The following is a 19627-nucleotide window of genomic DNA, read 5'->3' as shown; positions in this document are numbered from 1 at the left end:
TCTAATTTGTGGGAGAGACAGATGGCAAAATTAGGCGATATTTGTACGGTGGTGTCAGGCTCCACTCCGAAAACAGGAGTTGCAGAATATTGGGACGGCACTGTTAAATGGATTACACCTGCTGAGCTAAACGAAGACTCTTTTTATATCACAGATTCCGTTCGACATATTACAGAATATGGAAAAGAAAAAACGGGATTATCATACCTGCCCAAGGGAACTGTAATTCTGTCTTCTCGTGCGCCGATAGGAAAAACTGCGATTGCAGGTTGCGAAATGTGCTGCAATCAGGGATTCAAAAACCTAATTTGTTCTGACGCGATTTATAATGAATATCTCTATTTTTTCTTGAAGTCGAAAACAGATTATCTCAATTCTTTGGGGCGTGGTGCGACATTTAAAGAAATTTCAAAATCTATTGTTGAAAAGATTGAAATTCCTCTTCCGAATATCGAAAAGCAACACCAAATAGTCAAAGAATTAAAAGCAACACGCAATCTGATTGCACATCGAAAACAGCAACTCACCAAGCTGGACGAGCTTATCAAAGCTCGATTTGTGGAGATGTTTGGGGACTGTCGATTAAACCCAAAGGGGTGGGTCACAAAGAATCTCGACCAAGTGGCAGATGTTGGCTCCAGCAAACGTGTTTTTGTAGAAGAACTTCAATCTGAGGGGATACCATTCTACCGAGGAACGGAAGTCGGTGCATTGGCTGAGGGAAAATCGATACGGCCAGAGCTCTTTATTACAGAGGGACATTATAAACAACTGTGCGAAGCAACGGGAAAACCTCAAAAAGGTGATTTGCTAATGCCGTCAATTTGTCCAGATGGAAGAATTTGGGTTGTTGATACAGATGCACCCTTTTATTTTAAGGATGGCCGAGTACTATGGGTTCATTTGACAAGCCAAAACTATAATCCCGTTTTTCTGCTTTACACACTGAAAGATCGAATTATGACTGACTACGAGAGCATTGCGTCTGGTACAACATTCGCCGAATTAAAAATTTTTGCATTGAAGAAATGCAGAATTTTTGATGTTCCTCTTTCCCTCCAAAACCAGTTTGCCGCCTTTGTAGCCGAGGTAGACAAATCAAAATTGTTCGCAGAACTTTTTGTGCAAAGCACTTGCATTTTGGCTGAAAATCGTTCAAAATAGAAGCCGGGAGGTGTGAGAATTGACCAACTTTGACTTTCTGAAGGATGACCCGCAGTTTTCCGGCTTTGCGGATGCCGCGATCGCTGCGGAGAGGATCCTGCCCATTGATGCGGAAAACTCCGCCATGGCATCCCGCCGAGCAATGGAGTTTGCCATCAAGTGGATGTATTCTGTCGATGGTTCGCTGGTAAAACCATGGGATGATCGTCTGGTCAGTCTGATGAGCACCGAAGAGTTTCACGATATTGTGGACGATGACCTGTGGCGCAGACTGGATTATATCCGCAGAAACGGAAATGGAAGTGCCCACAACAGCCACAAAACCAGCCCTGATGTGGCAGCTCTTTGCCTCGAAAACCTGTTTCTGTTCCTTGATTTCGTGGCGTACTGCTATGGAACAAGCTATCAGGAAAAGAAATTTGACGCTTCCCTGCTTACACAACAGCCTGCTGCACCCGTTGCACAGCCCGCCCTGCCGGATGTGGACTTGGATGCACTCATCAAAGAAAACGCTGAGCTCAAGGCGCAGCTGACTGCCCGCCGCGAAACGCAGCAGCCCACCTATGTACCCAAGCCGCTGGAACTTTCGGAATACAAGACCCGGAAACTGTATATTGACTCCATGCTCACTGATGCCGGGTGGGTCGAGGGCAAAAACTGGGTCAACGAGGTCCCTCTGCCCGGGATGCCCAACAAGAGCGGCACCGGCTATGCAGATTATGTCCTGTACGGCGATGATGGCCGTGCGCTGGCTGTGATCGAAGCAAAGCGCACCTGTAAGGATGTTGCAGTAGGCCGCCAGCAGGCAAAGCTGTATGCAGATATTCTCGAAAAGCAGTTTGGCCGTCGCCCGGTGGTATTCCTGACCAACGGTTTCGATACCCGAATCGTGGACAATATCTATCCCGAGCGCAAGGTCGCTTCCATTTACTCCAAGCGCGACCTTGAAAAATGGTTCAATCTGCAAGCCATGCGCACCAGCCTTGCCAATGTGGATGTAAACAAAAACATTGCCGGACGGTACTATCAGGAAGGTGCCATCAAGGCTGTTTGTGACAGCTTTGGCCGCAAGAACCGCCGCAAGGCTCTGCTTGTTATGGCAACAGGCTCCGGCAAGACCCGTACCGTCATTGCACTGGTGGATGTATTGTTGCAGCATGGCTGGGTCAAGAACGTGCTGTTTCTGGCTGACCGCAACAGTCTTGTGACCCAGGCAAAGCGCAGCTTTGTCAACCTCCTGCCGGAGCTTTCCGTGACGAACCTCTGCGAGGACAAAGACAACTTTACGGCACACTGCGTGTTCTCGACCTATCAGACCATGATGAACTGCATTGATTCCGTTCACGATGCAGAGGGCAAGTTGTTCACCTGTGGTCATTTCGATTTAATTATCTGCGATGAAGCGCACCGCTCCATCTACAATAAATACCGCGACATCTTCCACTATTTTGATGCACCGCTGGTTGGCCTGACTGCCACGCCCAAGGATGAGATCGACAAAAACACCTACGAGATCTTTGACCTCGAAAACGGTGTGCCCACCTATGGTTATGAGCTGGCGCAGGCCGTCAAGGATGGCTTTCTGGTTGATTTCCTCTCGGTGGAGAGCGAAGTCAAGTTCATGAAGAAAGGCATCACCTACGATGAACTTTCGGACGAAGAACGGGAAGCCTACGAAAACACCTTTGAGGATGAAAACGGCAACCTGCCGGCCAGCATTGATGCATCTGCTCTGAACAGCTGGCTGTTCAACAAGGACACCATTCGGCAGGTCTTGAATGTCGTGATGCAGAACGCCTTGAAAATCGACTACGGCAGCAAAATCGGAAAAACGATTATTTTTGCCAAGAGCCACGACCACGCAGAAGAGATCCTCAAAGTGTTCAATCAGGAATATCCGCACATGAACGGCTACGCTAGGGTGATCGACAATCGGCTCAATTATGCGCAGAGTGCCATTGACGAATTCTCAGACCCGAAGAAGTTGCCGCAGATTGCCATCTCGGTGGATATGCTGGACACCGGCATCGATGTGCCGGAGGTTCTGAATCTGGTCTTTTTCAAAAAGGTTCTGAGCAAGGCAAAATTCTGGCAGATGATCGGTCGCGGAACCCGCCTGTGTCCGGGGCTTCTGGATGGTGAGGACAAGAAGAAGTTTTACATTTTTGACTTTTGCGGAAATTTTGAATTTTTCCGCATGAACAAAGGAAATGCTACCCCGAATATGATTGCCGTTCAGGGTGCAATTTTCGGTTTGCAGTTTGAAATCGCGTATAAATTGCAGGATATGCAGTTCCAAACGGAAGAACTGAAAGCGTTCCGGACTTCACTGGTGGAGCACATGGTCAGTCAGGTGCAGAAGCTGAATCGTGACAATTTTGCGGTCAAGCAACATTTGAAATATGTCGAGTTGTATGCGGACAAGAACAGTTACAATGCGCTGACCTATGCAGATACCTTGATTGCCCGGGAAGAACTTGCCCCCTTGATCGAACCGGAGCCGGACGACCCGAAAGCACTGCGTTTTGATGCGCTGCTGTACGGCATCGAGTTGGCATATCTTGCCGGGAAGCCGTATAATCGTGGCCGCAGTGAGTTGCTGAAAAAGGCGAAGGCGGTTGCGAGCGTGTCCAACATTCCGGAGATCGACAAGAAGCGCGCCCTGCTGGAAAAAATCATCCAGACCGACTACATCAAAACCGCCGATGTGAACGAGTTTGAGCACATCCGAAAGGAACTGCGCAACCTCATCAAATACATTCCCATCGAGCGTGTACGGTACACCACAGATTTCTCGGACGAAATTCTTTCGACAGAATGGAAAGAAGCCGAACTGGAAAACGATGATCTGAAAAATTACAAGGCAAAAGCTGAGTACTATGTACGGCAGCATCAGGATAATGCAGCTATCGCCAAACTGAAAGGCAACATCCCGCTCACCGGCGAGGATGTCAGGGAGCTTGAAAAGATTCTTTGGAGCGAGGTCGGCACAAAAGAGGATTATGAAGCCGAATATGGCACAAAGCCTCTGGGCGAATTCGTGCGGGAAATTGTTGGTCTTGATATGGCTGCGGCGAAAGCTGCATTTTCGCAATATCTGGATGGTGCTAACCTCGACAGCCGACAGATTTACTTTGTCAACCAGATTGTCGAGTACATCGTACATAATGGCATGATGAAAGACCTCTCCGTTTTGCAGGAGCCGCCTTTTACAGATCAGGGAAGCATCGTAGAGGTCTTTACAGATTTGAGTGTATGGCTTGGTATTCGCAAGACCATTGAACAGGTCAACGCCAATGCAATCGCAGCATAATAGAATACTTTCTAAAACGGTAAAGTGGATTTTATCTGCTTTGCCGTTTTTTCTTTACATCTGGACTCCAACATGCCTTTGTGCTATTCAGCGATTCCATCGCGCAGCCTGCGCCGGGACGGTGCAGATTTGAAAGGGTTTGGGATTTTCCAACAAGCATTTTGCAACGCAAAAATAGCAGATGTATATACGTCTGCCCTGCTTGCGGGTACAATGTCATCGATGAAACAAAAATAGTTTCATCAAAGACGGTTATATGGTTGTGCCGATTTCCCAAAAATAGTAATATTGAAGTACTAACTGGGGCAAAACGCTTCATATTTTTGACTCCATACTCCCTCGCATCTTTCTGCGAACGCTTTCAAGTCTCCGATCTGATTCATACGATGCCATGGCATCGTAGAATTGGCTCGGATTTTTTATTTTGCATCATTGTATACAACACATGGACTAAGAGGGTGGGTAACTTGGACCACTAGTCCATAAACTTTTGCTGCGGAAACCGGTACACTGTTGTCAAAGGAGGCAAATAATATGCTGAAACTAAGCAGTCTCAAAATAGACCCCGAATTTTCCGCTCAAATTTTGCCGCTGAGTTTTGAGGAGCTCCAGCAGCTTGAAATGAACATGATTCGAGACGGAAAGCTCACAGACCCGATCATTGTGTGGAACAAAACCATTCTGGACGGGCATAACCGCTACAACATCCTGCGGAAGCATTCGTTTATCGAATATGAGATCAAAGAAATGGAGTTTTCCAGCCGTCAGGAAGCTTTAATCTGGATTTGCAATCATCAGCTTGGGCGGCGCAACCTGACACCGGAGCGCAGAAAGTATCTGATTGGAAAGCGGTATGAAGTGGAAAAACAGATCTCGCAAAACCGCGGCAATCAGTACACATCTACTAAGAAAGATGCCACGGATCAAAATGATCCCTGCCAAAATAAATCCGGCAGCCACATTACGCGGCAGCGGATTGCAAACGAGACCGGCACCAGCGAGGGTTATGTGCAGCGGGCCGAAAAGTACATGAACGGCGTGGAGGCTGCCGATGAAGCAGCACCCGGTGCCCGGGAGGAAATTCTAAACGGGAAAATCAAAGCTGCTGACCGTGAGATCTGCGCTATCGCTAAGGCTCCGAAGGAACAGCGGCCGGAAATCGTTGCAGAACTTCGTAAGCCGAAAAGCGAGCGAGATAAGCAGCTTGCTTCCTCTACAAAAAAGCCCTTCCGTGAAGGTCGAATCTTTTGATGATGACGGAAGTCGATTTCTGATCGGCATTTCAAAAAAATGCAAGGGCACAAAAGGGCACTGACCGAAAGTGATCAAAAAGCCCTGAAAAAATCTGTTGAAGCACCTGCGGATCATTCCATCCACATCGCTGCGATTGAAGGTGCTTATGACGCCTTTATCGAGAATTGGGAACTCACGTTTCGTGAGTACCCAGATCTTCTGACAGGGCCGGAAAACTGGAAGCAAATTGAAAAGTATTCTGACAATCTGCAGCGCTATCTGGAATTTATCCGCTCGAAGCACCTGAAAATGCTGGAATCGCAGAGACAGGGAGGGTGATTGGCTTGTTTGATGATTTGACCGTTTGTACTCCGCTACCCCGGTATCTGCCATTTCCAAAGTTTTTGCTGGACGCCCAATTAAGCCCTAGCCGATACCGCAGCCAAAAACCGCTGATCGTCACCACCAACCTGCCGCTGAACGAGATACGGCATCCACAGGATACTGCTCACGCCCGCATTTATGATCGCATTCTGGAAATGTGCGTTCCAATTTCCTGCATCGGGGCAAGTCTTCGCAAAGAGAACGCACAGAAAAAGTTGGAATCCATGAAATCGTTGATCGGCTGATTCACTAAACGAATATGCATCTAACAAAAGGAGGGCAGCAATGACCGAAACTGCGAAATCTTTGGATTATACGAAAAATATCTTGCAGACCATTCCGAATAGCGATAAAATGGAAGTGGTCACTCAAACCAATGCCGTCAAGTCTCCGACTGACAGCCTGAAAGCCACAACACTGGTGTACACGGTGGAGGAAATTGCGCAGATGCTGTCCATCAGCCTGCGTTCTGCCTACAACCTGTGCAACAGCACTACCGAATTCCGTGTCCTGCGGGTCGGCGGAAGCATCCGCATCCCGAAAGACAGTTTCGATGCGTGGCTCCGGGCAGCTTGAAAAAGGAGATAACGTATGGCATATATTACGAAACGCGGCAGCTCCTATGGTGTCCGCTATACTTACCAAGACGAGCAGGGTAAAAACTGCAACAAATGGGAAAGTTTTTCCACGAAAGAGGAGGCAATAAACCGTAAAAAACAAATCGAACACGAACTGGCAAACGGAACGTTTCTGATTCCGTCCACCATCACCGTCAAAGAGTTTTTGATGGAGTGGCTTCCCAAACAGTGCAACAAGCACAAGTGGGCACCGCAGACCTATCAATCCAATCTGGGAACCGTCCAGAACCTCATTATTCCGTACATCGGCGATATGCAGATGCAAAAGCTCAAGCCTTACCATCTGGAAGACCTGTATTCTACCCTCAGCAAAACGCCCTGCGGCCAGTATTATGAGGGCAAAAAGCAGGTGCTTTCGGAAAAACAACAGCAGCGGTTTCTCTCCGGCACGACCATCCACGAGGTACACCGCCTGCTGCGGACAGCGTTCCAGTATGCGGTGGAGTGGGGCATCCTCGTCAAAAGCCCCGTTCCGGTGGACAGCCCCAAGAAATCGATTCAGGAGCGCGCCATCTGGGGCGCGGACGAGATGTGGGCCGCACTTGCCAGCATGGAGGACCCGATTCTGCATCTGGCAGTCCATCTTACGCTGGTGGGTGCATTGCGAGAGGGCGAAGTCGCTGGCCTGACTCCGGAAGATCTTGATTTTGAGGGAGCAGACGGCACAGGCACGTTCCGCATCAACAAGTGTATGCAGCGTGTCCAAAAGGCATCGCTGGCAAAAACGGGCAAGGACTGTATTTTGCAGGAATTTGAGGATAAGCGTGAGGGCAGTACCACAACGCTGGTGCTCAAAAAGACCAAAACAGCATCTTCCAACCGAACCATCTTCATGACGACAGTGTTGAAAGAAGAACTGAAACACTGGCTAAAGCGTTTGGAAATGGACGAAGCCGTTGAGCCGGAACGCTACCGCAACAGCGGGATGCTCCTGCGCTTGCCCAATGGTCTGGCGGTGGAGCCGATCCTCATCCGCAAGAAGTTCATCAAGTGGCAGGACGAGCACCCGGAGTTCACTCGCATTGTGTTTCACGGTCTGCGGCATTCCAGTGCCACCTACCAGCTGATGATCTCCGGCGGCGATGTGAAAGCGGTACAGGGCACAACGGGCCATGCCAGCGCTAATCTTCTGGTCAACACCTATGCACACATCCAGCAGGATTCCCGTAAAAAGCTGGGTAAAAAGTTCGAGGAAGGCTTCTACAAGCCGGGAGCAACACCTGTGCAGGCTGCCCCGGTTGAAGCAGAACCGACCATCTCCGTGTCGGCACTGTTGGAGCTTCTGAAGGACGCAGACCCCGCCGTAAAAGCGCAGCTTCGCCTGGCTCTGCTGACCTGAATTGCAAAAAATAGCACGAATTGCAGAGCAATTCACAGACTTACTCTATCTGACACGAAAAATGCGGACCGTGCAAAAACCGTGCAGAGACCGTGCAAATGGCGTATAAAAGGAAAATCCCACGAGGAATCTTGCGATTCTTCGTTGGATTTTGGTGCGCTCGAGGGAACTCGAATCCCTGGCCCTCTGATTAAAAGAGAGGCTTGATATGTCTTTCCATATCTATTTGTGTGCGATTTTATACAGATAATTCGTTGCTTTTACGTTTTCTTGTTGAGATTCATTTTGTCGAGTCACACCTCGTTGTCGCATTTTTGTCGCACTTTCTTTTGACGGAGCGAGCGGATGTGACGTTGCATATTTTACCCTGCAGTATCGCCCGAACAGCATCATAATTTCGCCGGTTGAAAACATTGTGGAAAGATGTTGAAAACATACTCTTTCGGGCAATTTCCCTGTTCTGGGGAGAACAAACTACTAACTCTCTGCTCTAAAATCAAGGGCGGAGAGCTTTTTATTTGTTTACCAGCAGTTTGCTGCACTGCTTTCTCAATTTCACATTAGAAGCCATGTTGAAGTAAATACTTTGCATATTGTTGCATTCCATAATTCGAAAGATACTGCAATAAATATTCACGCGGCGGCCAATTGGACATATACGGCTTCTGGTCCGGCCCCATATAAAGCCCACCACCAGGACCTCTATAAAGCCCACCGCCTGGACCAGTATAAAGCCCACCGCCTGGACCAGTATAAAGCCCACCGCCTGGACCAGTATAAAGCCCACCGCCAGGACCTCTATAAAGTCCACCACCTGGGCCAGTATAGAGCCCACCTCCGGGGCCGGTATAGAGTCCGCCACCAGGACCTCTATAAGCACCACCACCCGGACCAGTGTAGAGTCCACCACCTGGGCCAGTATAGAGCCCGCCTCCCGGGCCTCTGTATCTATTTCTAGGCCACATATTGTACCTCCAAAACTCAACTATTTATCAGTAATTATGGGAGAAAAATTGGTTACAAGTTCAGACACAAGTATAGGATACTTTAATTCAAAAAGTCGCAGATATTTGCTTATTAATAAAGAAAATTGTGAAGATATTTTGTTTGAAAGGATTTTGCTCCATTCAGGAGGAGAGTATCTCATAATATTACACAATGCACTGATAATCAAAAAATGAAGACATAATTCAGGAAGAACCATTCCCTCAATAGGCGATTCTATATACCAAAGCTGTCCTCTCAAATCATGGTAAACGCACGGCATAATGGTCGAGATTTCTTCCGATGGAACAGAAAATTGATAACTGCCTTGATTTTCAGAAATATTAGTGACATGAAAAGCCTTTTCGAGCTTTTCTTTATCTGGTTTGTTTATACCATCTCCAATATAAAAGTTATAAGTTGCTTTCGAATTGACGATTCCAGCATCTACACTTAATTTGTGTACTAGATGATGACTTGTATCGACTTGTGTATAGTACCCGTTCAACTCAGGTACCATTGATAAAAGAGCCATCAAAGATATACTTATACTATTTCTTTGAATCATATCAATTGATGGAAGAAGCGAATATTTTATGTTTATACTATCATTACGAATTTGAGCTGTAGATAACGCACATAAAAGATCTAAGAATGTGCCGCTTGGAATATCTCCTCCAAATTCAATTGCTCCTGATGAATGATTATAAGTATGTCCATGCGATCCTTTTAATGTTCTTATAGATTTGTGGAGTGGCGAATTGATAACGATTATTGCGTAAGCGTATGCGCAGGCTGCATAAAATTCTATTAGAGGTTTTGCTATCGTATCCGCACATGCGCCAGCATGAAATAAACTCCTACCCTGTTTAATACAATCCATCAGGCAAATCGCTTCAGTTGTATTAAGGCCATCTTTTACTTTATGTTTTTTGGTTTTATATACCTCCTTAATGTAATTCTCGTTTTCCAGAGAAGCCAATAAATCTAGTACTGCATCTTTCTGTATTAATAAGTCTATTGGAAGCCGCTCAGGGAGTCTAGTGCTCATCAGTCTAGAATTAACTTCATTAACTAGTTTTATATAAGAGCGATTTAAATTCGAAAGTTCTGGCCCGTCATGTTGAACAACATAGTCGTCCATTGATTTATATTTGCCTTTATCTTCCGCAGACAGAGATTTATATTTTTCACTGAGATCGTCAAATGTTTTAATATCAAATGGCTCAAACAATTTAGAACTGGTTTTACATGCTGTGGCAGAAGCATTCCATTGAGAAACCATTTTTTACCTCACAAGTTAAATGTTCCGAATAGTAATTGTGTTTTGCAAAAATCTTTAAAATTTTATGTTTGGCAATGGCATAAGGTGTTATTTAATTTTTTTTAGACATGGGGAAATAGAATAACTGGACTACTGGGGGATTACAACGACAGAGAACATATTTTTAACTACCCCCGAGAGCCTGGTCTTGTTCTATGCGACGGCGCACCGCTTCCAGCATATACTCCGTCAAGCTTTGACCTGCTTTTTCCGCAGCCTGCTGAATTGCTTCCTTGTTCACATCACTATCAATCCGAACATCAAGCACAATGCGCTGATATGTTTTATCGTTAAACTTCCGTTTGCTAGCTGTGCTCGTCTTTCCGCCCATAATCGCACCAACTTTCTCTTAACTATTATAGGTATTATATCATGTCTCTGCCATTTGTCCATCTCGTACGAGTATGCATTTTGCATAGAAATGCTGATTTATTCTTGTATACTATTCCGTCTTGCATACTCGTACGAGTAGTGGTACACTTATGCCATCGGGAACACACATTCCCCAACAACACACAGACAGAGAGGTAAAACACATGAGCATCGATACTTTACTCACCCTTGTAGAGCAGTACAAGGAAGCCGCCCAGCTGATTGAGGCAGCACAGACCGAACAAGAAACGCTCAAAGCCCAAATCAAGGAAGCTCTTGCAGAGCGCGCTACAAATTATCTTGAGGTAGGCTGTCACAAAATTCGTCTGTCCGATTTTTCCAGCACACGGCTTGACAGTAAAGCCATCAAGGCCGTTGCACCTGACCTATACGAGAAATACAGTAAGATCGTCACCGGCACCCGCCTGTCCATCAACTAAGAAAAGCCCCATACAGTGCCCACCGACCAAAGTTTGCACTGTACAGAGCTCCAACAAACCCGCCGGGCGGGCTGTACTGCTATTATACCTGTCCCGGCTTTTTTTATCAAGAGAAAGGTTGTTCACCATGAAAAGCACCATCAAGACCAGCCGCACCGCAGGCCAGCTCGAAAAAATGTTCCGGGAACTTAACAAGCACTATTACAATGGCGAATTGCCGGAGCCCATCATCACGCTGAAAAAGACGCCCTCTGCCTATGGTCACATCACCACCGTCAAGACTTGGACAGTCAACACCGAACAGGGCATAGAGCAGCGGTACGAGATCAATATTTCCACCGCGACACTGGACCGCCCCATTGAGAACACCACGGCCACCCTGCTGCACGAGATGGCGCACCTCTACAATCTGGTTCATGGTATCCGCGATACATCCAGCCAGAGCGGAGCCTATCACAACAAGCGCTTTAAGGCCACCGCAGAGGCCCACGGCTTAGTCATTGACCATCACGAGAAGTACGGCTGGACCGTTACAAGTCCGTCCGAAGAGCTGCTGGACTTCATCATCTTCATGGGCTGGCAGGACATCCAGATGACAGAGGGCCTGACGTGGGCAGATATGTGTGGCACTGGTACGGCCAGCAAAGGACCGGGCAGCAGCCAGACAGGAGCCCCAAAACCGCCCAAGGCCAAGAGCAGCACCCGGCGGTGGGTATGCCCGAAGTGTAGGACCATCATCCGCAGCACCAAGGAAGTGCGGGTCATCTGTGCTGACTGTATGGAGTTGTTCGTAAAGGCTGACTAAGCCCCAAGAGAAGAGACAGAGAGGCAAGGGACGAGTGAGAGTAGTCCAGTTTGTGAGTGCACATACAAAGAGGATCGATATCATGGAAACCATCAGCACAAGAATCGTATCACTGCGCAAGGATGCAGGCTTGTCACAGCAGCAGTTGGCGGATGACCTCAACTTATCCCGGCGCGCCATCAGCTTATGGGAAACCGGCAGAAGGACACCGGACATTCAATCGGTTCTGCTGTTGGCTGACTACTTTCAGGTATCGCTGGATTATCTGGTCAAGGGCAGTCATGCTTAAAAAGTAGCGTGTGCCCTATTTTACAGTCCGAACAACCATCAAAAAGTTATAATTTAGGGTCGGTTTTGGAATTGTTTTCAATCATTTCTGGCATCTCTGACCCTATTTTTCATATCAGCCAGTGAGGTACATCTTATGAAAGTCGCATACGTCCGCGTCAGCACTGAAGAACAGAACGAGGCGCGCCAGATCGAGGCACTCCGCGCCCACAGCATCGAAAAGTGGTTCACCGAAAAGATCAGCGGCAAGAGCATGGACAGGCCCCAACTGCAAGCGATGCTCGACTATGTGCGGGAAGGTGATACGGTCTATATCCACGACTTCAGCCGTCTTGCACGCAGCACCAAAGACCTGTTGGAGATCGTGGAGCGGTTACAGGCAAAGGGCGTACATCTGGTCAGTAACAAGGAGAAGCTGGACACCGGAACCCCTACCGGAAAGCTGATGTTGACTATGATCGCCGCCATCAACGAATTTGAACGCCAAAATCTGCTCGACCGCCAGCGGGAAGGGATTGCCATTGCCAAACGGAACGGTGTGTACAAGGGGAGAAAGAAGGTTGCTATACCTGATAATTTTCCCGCTCTGTATGCCCGCTATACCCGCCGGGAACTGAACAAAGGGCAACTGGCTGAAGCACTGCGCATCACGCGCCCGACGTTGGAACGGATGATACAGGAGCATTTATCAGTAAAAAATCCCGAAAATTCTTAAAAGTGCACTTGTAAATCCGATTAGTTGGACATCAAGTGTGATATTCTTCAGTCAGTCCAAAGAAACACACGATAGTACAGGAGGATTTCACTATGAGTCACAAACACGACCCTTTTCTTGACTATGCCATGTACAGCTCTATTCAGAGCGACCGGGAACATGGACGACCGCTTGGCTGTGGATGGATTATGCTGCTGATGTGGGGAGGTATCATTTTGTATGTTATCTGTGCGATTGGCGCCGCTTTCATGAATTAAGCGTATTCCAGCGCAAGAGGTGGATTTATGAATATTCAGTGGCTTTCCCTTAATCTATCGGCCAATTGAGCCAAAAGAGCAACATCTGCTTCGTTCAAGCCGGTCACATTGACAGCGCTGTAATTTTCTACGCCAAGCAGGTAGTCTGTCGATACGGAAAACAGTCGTGCGAGGTCAACCAGACTGGGCGGGGATGGCATAGAAAGCCCTTGTTCCCATGAATTGATACCGTTTCGTGTCATATTCATTTTGCGCGCAAGTTCGGCCTGTGTCCATCCACGGGCTTCTCGCAAGGCTTTGATACGGTCTGCTGTCATGTTACCGCCCCCCTTTTTATGTCAAGTATAGCCACCTATCCGGGCGAGTCTTTATCATTTGGGCTCCACTACTTGACATTTTGATAAAAGCGTGGTAACTTCAGAGCAGAAAATCAGTAAAATTGTTGAGAAACGGCATAATCTTTCAAAATAGTCTCATCAGGAGGAAATTGTTATGAGTGGAGCTGTATCGTTCGTTTTGGGTTTGCTGGGGCTGGGTGCGTCTGGCGCGGTGAGTGCTGGGCAGAACGCAAAAATCAAGAAGGCAGACTATCAGTATGGCGAGGAGCACGGCCTCCATGGCACCTCTGAGGTCCTACAAATGCGGGAGCGAGTACGTAAAGAGTGGTGGAGTATCTGCGGCAAGACCTACAACGCATGTGAGCGGCCTGCATCGAGTTACGGTAATCTCAGCAGAACCCCGTGGTGCTATCTGAAAAAGCGCTGGTTCATTGACCACCTGAACAAAAAGGGCATTCCTTATGATGATCTGGTCGTGGACGATGTTACCGGCGTTACCTTTTACGAGAGCCAGAAAAGAACGTCCGAAGCGTATATGAGAAAGCTACGGTGAGAGGTTTCTTATATCATGGCCAACAAGAAATACCCTCCACCAGAAAGCCGCGCAGCTAGCAAGCATGTTTTGGTCTACCCGAATTGGATGTCTGCGCAGCGATATCACGAATATCAAGAATCACGAGCACGTGCAGCGAGAGTCGAGCATGACAAATTAAAACAGGAAGCCGATCAGCACAATGCCTTTGTCGAAAATGCAAAAAAGCATGGCATTCCCATTGTCAAAAAGAAAAAGTGAGAAAATCGTGAGGCAAAGTTTTGGCGGTGTATCATATCGGAGGTCAAATGGGACGCGAACAACACTATGTGGGGCTCCACTATCGAACTAAATTTCAAATTGGAGCTACCAATGTAACCTATGGTGAAGACGATTATTTTGATGGCTCAGATCAAAAATTTCAATTTAGTCATCCTCGAACGTCAATAAAAGACGAGCTTTCCCCTGTACAACTTCCCTTGAAGATTCAAAAACAGAAAAAACTCACCCGGTATTGCATTGATCATCCAACGTATGCTCTACAATGCTATGCCTTTCATATTGAGGATTCCATTGAATACGGCTGGTATTGTCCACGCTGTAAAAAATATTTTATAGGCAAATCTGAAAATGGTGACAAAGTTTCAACTATTTTAAAACGGCATCATTATAAAGTTGAAAAAATCTGGTGATTCATCGTCGTTGTCTTCAGCCATCTTGATATTGCAAAAGCCCTGTTGCTCGTAGTGAGTAGCAGGGCTTTTCTTTATGCGTGCTTCTGTTCACGAATACGGATAATACCCTCCAATGCGTCCGCTGCTGCTGCATCTGCGCTCTGGATGGCGGAGGCATAGATGTTCAGCGTTGTGGAGGTCTGTGCATGGCCCAAGCGGCCAGAAACCGTTGTAATAGGGGCATGGGCGGCAATCAGCAGGCTGGCATTGGTGTGACGCAAACTGTGGAAATGCACCGCCGGGAGGTCATGAGCGGCTAAGAAGCCCGGAAACCACGATGTTACCGTCTTGGGGTCGATGGGCTCACCGTTCCATTTGGTGAAGAGCAGGTCGTTCTCCACTGTTTTTCCGTCTTCTACTGTAATGCGCCGTGTCCATGCAGAGCCGACTTTCAGACGTTCCGCCTTTTGATGCAAGCTGTATTCTGTCAGCAGGGCAACACAGTCCGCTCCAATCTTGAGACTGCGCTTGGAACGTTTAGTCTTTGGCGGGTTGAAAACGGTTCCAGAGCCCGGTATGTATTGCAGGGTTCGGTTGATGGAGATCGTTCCACGCTCCAAATCCACATCGGACCACCGCAAACCGCAGATTTCGCCCCGCCGGGCACCTGTTAGCAATGCCAACTGAACGATCATGCTAAACTGTGCAGGGGCGTCTGCCAGAGCCGCAAGCAGTTTTGCAATGTCATCCTCATTCAGCATCTGCACGTCAATCTCCGCTGCTTTTGGGTGCTCTGCGCGGGTGCATGGGTTCTCTGCAATCAGCCCCCATTGAACGCCCTTCTTGAACACACTGGACAGCATGGCATGGTAATGCAGGACGCTGTTTCCACTGAGCTTACCATTTTCCTTCCGATGCTCTGTAAAAGCTTTAGAGCACGCCAACCCTGCCGCAGTGGATACCTTTTCTGCCGTCGTCTTACTGACCCCCTTGCCCTGATAGACCAGTCTCATCGTATCTTGACCAATCTGAGCTTTCTGCGCCATGGCTCCACGCTCCCCACGAGGCAACAGCTTGAGAAGCGCCGGGGTTGCCGTGAATGTGCTGTCCTGACGCACGCCCTGCTCTTCAAGGTTGTTGTAGAACGCCATCAGGTGCGCAGGCTTGATATCACAGACTTTCAGGTGCCCCAGCCCGGCGGTGATTCTGGTGCGCATCTTCTTATAATCGTACAGGGTCTTGGCTTTCAACTGCTTCTCGGCATACTCTGTAAACCAACGGTCAATCAGGTCATCCAGCAGCATTTCGGAGTCAAGCACCAGCCCGGTGCGCACCTCTTTCTCAAACTGGTCGGCCTGCTCCTGTACCCAGCGTTCCGTCTTCCGCACCGTCAGCCCGGCGGGAGGGGTCACGGTTCTGCACTTTGTGATGACCTTTCCAGCCTGTGTCCGCCCGCTGTACGCTCGAATCAGGTAGGACGTTGTGCCATCTTTTTTCGTTTTCTTGGTAACCTGCGCCATAACGATCACACCTTTTTATAGTCAGGAATTTTGGAGAGCTCCTGAATGTGGCGGAGAGCAGCTTTACAACCGGTAGAGTTCATGCTCATCAAAAGATGGACAATGCTATCAGCAATTTGATTTTCGCCTACCTCTTGATAGTCATCGGCTAACGAAATTTCTGCTATAGATTCCTCAGGGAGGTCATCCAGTCCGATTTCTTTCAGGATGCTTTCTTCCTTTACATGATAATTTTCTGCCAGCTCCTTCGCTAGCTCAAGAGCCCATGCTCTTCTTCTGGCTGGAGTGGCAATTCCACCATACTCCCTCAGCTCTCTGACCTTGACTTCCATCCGCTCCTTGAGCTTTACCAACGCAAAGCCAACACGCTCTGCGTCAGTTCCGAACAAATCAAAGTAATCTTGTTTTTCAGTCTCGCTCATCAGCTCAACAATATCAATATCCAGGGCTTTGGCGAGTTTCTGTCGGGTTTCAAACCGCGGATTTCTGATTCCATTCTCCCACTGGGCAATGCTTACATCCGAAACCTCTAATCGCTCACCCAGTTCCTTTTGGGTCAAGCCTTTTTTCTTTCGTGCGTCTCGAATCAGTTCTCCAATGGTCATCTGATTCACCCCTTTCCTTTATATATAGTATAGCACGCTGCCTCTCAAAAGTCAAAGCAATTTTAAGCAGTTTCCGAAGCAATGCTTTTGTGAGCTCACAAATAATTTTTGATTTTTGGGCATATACCCCTTGAAATTCTAAAAAAACCGAGTATAATCAAAGCATAAGTTAGGAAACGGCAGCCAATGCTAAGGTTTTTGGAGCCGCTTCCTTCTGGAGGGCTGTGCGTGCTACGGATTCTCTCATCCCCGGGGCAGTAATATCGCTCTGCTGATGATGGCTAAGCGCTTGCGACCTCCATATCTTGTCCCCACACCACCGACATTTTCTGCCGATGGTTCCGTCATCCATCTTTATTAAGTTTTGGTAGGAGGTTTGTTATGACTACCAATGTTATCTATCTGAAAATGGCAACCGTAAAGGATGCCGCCAACCAGTTCAGTGTATCGAGCGCCTTTGTCCGTAAGCTTTGCAGGGAGGGACGTATCCGCTACACTGCTATATCATCCAGAAAATGGCTGGTCAATCTGGACAGCCTCGCCCGCTTCTTTGAACAGGGGGAGCCCACGCCCGAACCGTCCAAAATCACCAACGGCATCCGCGCGGTTGCCGCCAACTACTAAAGGAGGTGCCATCATGGCGTATACTTATATTCATATCGTAGAGAACTATTTTGTAAAGCCCAGCAGAGGCGGTTATGTTCTCGGAACGCTTCAGACCAAAAAGGGTGGCCGTCGTTCTCTTATGAACGGTATTACTTATGGTTCGCTCACCGAGGCCATGGAAGCTGCCGTCCGCAACGTGATTCATGATTGCGTTGTTTCGCGGGAAGTCAAGAACCTACAGGAGATTCTGGCAAAGGCACAGCTCCTCAAAGAGGAAATTTCTGCCAACGTGCAAATTCTCAATGCCCATTTCCCGCCGAAGATTCTCCCCAAGGCTGCGATCTCACCAACGGAGCTACCTGTCACCCCATCAGGAAAGGAGGTCTAAATGGCGAAAAGTCAAAGTTCCAAACCACTGAAGCGATGGCTGACGGCATCCTCTGATTGCAGGGAGAAGCGTTTTGTCCAGATTGGCAACACACTCCTGTTCGATAAGAAATTCACCTCTTTGAGCGTTGGAGCACGATATCTGTACATTCTGGCCGCAAATGAAGCAGCTGGAAGTCGTGATTTTCAGTTTCCCGCGCTCAAGATGAAAGCCCTTGGAATCAAGGAGCGAACCGCCCGCAAATACATCAAGGAGCTTATAGATGCTGGCTTTGTTGAGCTGGTCCGATCTGGACGAAACACACGAACGCCTAACGACTATCGCTTCTCTTTTTATTGGTTAGGGACGCCCTAACCGAACCAATATAGATGGCAATATGTTGTATATAAGTGCGGATTCTGCACAGTATTCCTAATTTTAGAATCGACGTATTATCGTAAAACCGCAGTGCAAAATTTGCCGCATAAGCTCGGTCATGGACGATCTTAACCATGCAAATTCAGCGTGCGTAAGCGATTTACGAGTGCCGATTTTACACCGCCAAAATGTTGTCGCCTACGACTCTTCCGATTGGTCGAGATTTCAGAGCGCTCCATCTTGTAGTTCAGGGTGGTAGCGCTCTTTTTATGTTCGCTTGAAAAATTTTTACCGCCGTTGCCCAGACTCCGCTTGTACCGTTTGTGAGTTCACATCAAAAATGGTTAGCGGACGCTCGCCCCAGCGAACAAGGCGGTTACTCCTGAAAAATTTCAGATTTGTCGCGTTTTTGTCGCATTTTTCGGCCTGATTTTGGCATATAAAAACAGAAAAACCCACGATTCACACCGCATTCTCAACGGTAAATCGTGGGTTTTCTTTGGTGCGCTCGAGGGAACTCGAATCCCTGGCCCTCTGATTAAAAGTCAGATGCTCTACCGGCTGAGCTACGAGCGCATATTCTGCGGCAAAACAATACCGCCGAATAATATTACCACAATTGGCTGCAAAATGCAAGAGCAGTGCTCAAAAAAGCCGAAATTTCAGGCTTATGCCCAAAAGCTTTACTCAAAAAACCTTTGCGCCCGGCGCTGCAGCAGCTCCACCAGCAGGCCGGTATAGATGCTGACCATCGAGGGTGCCTCGCCCAGATCCATCGCTTTGCGCTGGGGCAGGTCGGCTAAGCGCCCCTTGTACAGGCACTTCAGCTGGGGCAGCAGGGCGTAGTCGTTGGGGTGCATCAGGGTGCTGTCCTTGGGCAGCGCCAGTGCACCGCTTTGTTCCAGCACCTCGCTGACGAACTGGGAGCAGAAATAATGGTGGCGGCGCTGCCAGCGGATATGCAGCCCGCACAAGATCAGCCCCAGCGTGTTGAAGCTGTACTCCTCGCTGCGGCGCATGAACTCCTCGGCGCGGTGCAGGGCGCGGAAATAGGCCTCATCGGACACCTCCAGCGCATACAGCGCACAAGGGGCGTCGTCCCGCAGACGGAAAACGCCCTTGTTCAGGTATTCTTTGCTGGGGCCTGCAGGGAACATGGTGTAGCCGTTTTTGCGGGTGGAGCTGTACAGGCAGCTCAGCTCTGCATCAAAGGCCATGGAGGCGTGGGTATAGCTGGAACCGGTGGCGGCATAGACCAGTTTGGACAGCAGCGTGCCGGAGCGGGTGAGCAGAATGTAGATGGTTTTCATGGCAGTTTCCCTTATGTCAGCCCCCGGCAAAGGGGGAAAAG

General features: G+C 48.3%; 24 protein-coding genes, 1 tRNA gene and 1 pseudogene. 18 read left to right on the top strand and 8 right to left on the bottom strand.

What is annotated here, in order from left to right; genetic code table 11:
* Positions 1 to 21: 21 nt before the first annotated feature.
* The 7 genes and pseudogenes from DXB44_RS05650 to DXB44_RS05620 all read left to right on the top strand — a co-directional run bounded on the left by DXB44_RS05650 (position 22) and on the right by DXB44_RS05620 (position 8071).
* Entirely contained in the window at positions 22 to 1164 is a 1143-nt protein-coding gene (locus DXB44_RS05650; protein WP_118658035.1) for a restriction endonuclease subunit S, read from the top strand.
* Positions 1165 to 1183: 19 nt separating this feature from the next.
* Positions 1184 to 4477 (top strand): DEAD/DEAH box helicase family protein, encoded by a 3294-nt coding sequence (locus tag DXB44_RS05645; protein WP_118658034.1) that lies wholly within the window; start codon positions 1184 to 1186, stop codon positions 4475 to 4477.
* Between the two features lie 534 nt (positions 4478 to 5011).
* Positions 5012 to 5728: a hypothetical protein gene (locus DXB44_RS05640; protein WP_118658033.1), complete on the top strand. Its 717-nt coding sequence runs from the start codon at positions 5012 to 5014 to the stop codon at positions 5726 to 5728.
* 39 nt (positions 5729 to 5767) lie between these two features.
* Entirely contained in the window at positions 5768 to 6049 is a 282-nt protein-coding gene (locus tag DXB44_RS05635; RefSeq protein ID WP_118658032.1) for a hypothetical protein, read from the top strand.
* An 89-nt stretch (positions 6050 to 6138) separates the two neighbouring features.
* Positions 6139 to 6339, top strand: a pseudogene (locus DXB44_RS05630) (ATP-binding protein); the annotation flags it as partial.
* A gap of 40 nt (positions 6340 to 6379) precedes the next feature.
* Positions 6380 to 6670 (top strand): helix-turn-helix domain-containing protein, encoded by a 291-nt coding sequence (locus tag DXB44_RS05625; RefSeq protein WP_118658031.1) that lies wholly within the window; start codon positions 6380 to 6382, stop codon positions 6668 to 6670.
* Between the two features lie 15 nt (positions 6671 to 6685).
* Positions 6686 to 8071 (top strand): site-specific integrase, encoded by a 1386-nt coding sequence (locus DXB44_RS05620; RefSeq protein ID WP_118658030.1) that lies wholly within the window; start codon positions 6686 to 6688, stop codon positions 8069 to 8071.
* A gap of 514 nt (positions 8072 to 8585) precedes the next feature.
* Here DXB44_RS05620 and DXB44_RS05615 read toward each other — a convergent pair.
* The 3 genes from DXB44_RS05615 to DXB44_RS05605 form a co-directional block, all read right to left on the bottom strand.
* Complete coding sequence (locus DXB44_RS05615; protein ID WP_158581878.1) at positions 8586 to 9056, bottom strand: hypothetical protein; 471 nt, start codon at positions 9054 to 9056, stop codon at positions 8586 to 8588.
* Positions 9057 to 10340 carry a YaaC family protein gene (locus DXB44_RS05610; protein ID WP_118658028.1) on the bottom strand — a complete coding sequence of 428 codons (1284 nt, stop codon included), beginning with the start codon at positions 10338 to 10340 and terminating at the stop codon, positions 9057 to 9059.
* Positions 10341 to 10503: 163 nt separating this feature from the next.
* Positions 10504 to 10710, bottom strand: a complete 207-nt coding sequence (locus DXB44_RS05605) for a DUF1778 domain-containing protein (RefSeq protein ID WP_118658027.1) — start codon at positions 10708 to 10710, stop codon at positions 10504 to 10506.
* Positions 10711 to 10915: 205 nt separating this feature from the next.
* Here DXB44_RS05605 and DXB44_RS05600 point away from each other — a divergent pair, with 205 nt between their 5' ends.
* The 5 genes from DXB44_RS05600 (at position 10916) to DXB44_RS14505 (ending at position 13256) form a co-directional block, all read left to right on the top strand.
* On the top strand, positions 10916 to 11191 hold the full coding sequence (locus DXB44_RS05600) for a hypothetical protein (RefSeq protein WP_118658026.1): 276 nt from the start codon (positions 10916 to 10918) through the stop codon (positions 11189 to 11191).
* 127 nt (positions 11192 to 11318) lie between these two features.
* Positions 11319 to 11996 carry a SprT-like domain-containing protein gene (locus DXB44_RS05595; protein ID WP_118658025.1) on the top strand — a complete coding sequence of 226 codons (678 nt, stop codon included), beginning with the start codon at positions 11319 to 11321 and terminating at the stop codon, positions 11994 to 11996.
* A gap of 82 nt (positions 11997 to 12078) precedes the next feature.
* The gene (locus DXB44_RS05590; RefSeq protein ID WP_118658024.1) at positions 12079 to 12285 is read left to right on the top strand and encodes a helix-turn-helix transcriptional regulator; all 207 of its coding nucleotides are present in this window, start codon (positions 12079 to 12081) and stop codon (positions 12283 to 12285) included.
* A 135-nt stretch (positions 12286 to 12420) separates the two neighbouring features.
* Positions 12421 to 12999, top strand: a complete 579-nt coding sequence (locus DXB44_RS05585; RefSeq protein ID WP_118658023.1) for a recombinase family protein — start codon at positions 12421 to 12423, stop codon at positions 12997 to 12999.
* 92 nt (positions 13000 to 13091) lie between these two features.
* Entirely contained in the window at positions 13092 to 13256 is a 165-nt protein-coding gene (locus tag DXB44_RS14505; protein ID WP_158581877.1) for a hypothetical protein, read from the top strand.
* Positions 13257 to 13291: 35 nt separating this feature from the next.
* Here DXB44_RS14505 and DXB44_RS05580 read toward each other — a convergent pair whose 3' ends face one another.
* Positions 13292 to 13573: a helix-turn-helix transcriptional regulator gene (locus DXB44_RS05580; protein ID WP_118658022.1), complete on the bottom strand. Its 282-nt coding sequence runs from the start codon at positions 13571 to 13573 to the stop codon at positions 13292 to 13294.
* Between the two features lie 175 nt (positions 13574 to 13748).
* Here DXB44_RS05580 and DXB44_RS05575 point away from each other — a divergent pair, with 175 nt between their 5' ends.
* The 3 genes from DXB44_RS05575 to DXB44_RS14375 are packed head-to-tail and all read left to right on the top strand — an operon-like array spanning position 13749 to position 14818.
* Positions 13749 to 14147, top strand: a complete 399-nt coding sequence (locus DXB44_RS05575; RefSeq protein WP_118658021.1) for a hypothetical protein — start codon at positions 13749 to 13751, stop codon at positions 14145 to 14147.
* Between the two features lie 15 nt (positions 14148 to 14162).
* On the top strand, positions 14163 to 14387 hold the full coding sequence (locus tag DXB44_RS05570; protein ID WP_118658020.1) for a hypothetical protein: 225 nt from the start codon (positions 14163 to 14165) through the stop codon (positions 14385 to 14387).
* A 47-nt stretch (positions 14388 to 14434) separates the two neighbouring features.
* Positions 14435 to 14818 carry a hypothetical protein gene (locus DXB44_RS14375; RefSeq protein ID WP_147366386.1) on the top strand — a complete coding sequence of 128 codons (384 nt, stop codon included), beginning with the start codon at positions 14435 to 14437 and terminating at the stop codon, positions 14816 to 14818.
* Positions 14819 to 14892: 74 nt separating this feature from the next.
* Here DXB44_RS14375 and DXB44_RS05565 read toward each other — a convergent pair whose 3' ends face one another.
* Positions 14893 to 16320 (bottom strand): tyrosine-type recombinase/integrase, encoded by a 1428-nt coding sequence (locus DXB44_RS05565; RefSeq protein WP_118658082.1) that lies wholly within the window; start codon positions 16318 to 16320, stop codon positions 14893 to 14895.
* Between the two features lie 5 nt (positions 16321 to 16325).
* Positions 16326 to 16925, bottom strand: coding sequence for a helix-turn-helix transcriptional regulator (locus DXB44_RS05560; RefSeq protein ID WP_118658019.1), 600 nt, complete (start codon positions 16923 to 16925; stop codon positions 16326 to 16328).
* A gap of 381 nt (positions 16926 to 17306) precedes the next feature.
* Between DXB44_RS05560 and DXB44_RS05555 the strand changes: the two genes are divergently transcribed.
* From DXB44_RS05555 to DXB44_RS05545, 3 genes are read left to right on the top strand one after another with little or no spacing between them, the layout of a single operon-like run.
* Positions 17307 to 17549, top strand: coding sequence for a helix-turn-helix domain-containing protein (locus DXB44_RS05555; RefSeq protein WP_118658018.1), 243 nt, complete (start codon positions 17307 to 17309; stop codon positions 17547 to 17549).
* A gap of 13 nt (positions 17550 to 17562) precedes the next feature.
* The gene (locus DXB44_RS05550; protein ID WP_118658017.1) at positions 17563 to 17919 is read left to right on the top strand and encodes a hypothetical protein; all 357 of its coding nucleotides are present in this window, start codon (positions 17563 to 17565) and stop codon (positions 17917 to 17919) included.
* The gene (locus tag DXB44_RS05545; protein WP_118658016.1) at positions 17920 to 18273 is read left to right on the top strand and encodes a hypothetical protein; all 354 of its coding nucleotides are present in this window, start codon (positions 17920 to 17922) and stop codon (positions 18271 to 18273) included. It abuts the gene before it with no gap.
* 503 nt (positions 18274 to 18776) lie between these two features.
* Here DXB44_RS05545 and DXB44_RS05540 read toward each other — a convergent pair.
* Positions 18777 to 18852 (bottom strand) — tRNA-Lys (locus DXB44_RS05540).
* A 107-nt stretch (positions 18853 to 18959) separates the two neighbouring features.
* Positions 18960 to 19586, bottom strand: coding sequence for a hypothetical protein (locus tag DXB44_RS05535; protein ID WP_118658015.1), 627 nt, complete (start codon positions 19584 to 19586; stop codon positions 18960 to 18962).
* Between the last annotated feature and the right edge of the window lie 41 nt (positions 19587 to 19627).

Origin of the sequence: Faecalibacterium sp. OM04-11BH (assembly GCF_003482185.1) — a bacterium.
Classification (GTDB): domain Bacteria; phylum Bacillota; class Clostridia; order Oscillospirales; family Ruminococcaceae; genus Faecalibacterium; species Faecalibacterium tardum.
The sequence above is the reverse complement of the archived record's forward strand: the minus strand, read 5'-3'. Positions and strand labels throughout refer to the sequence as shown.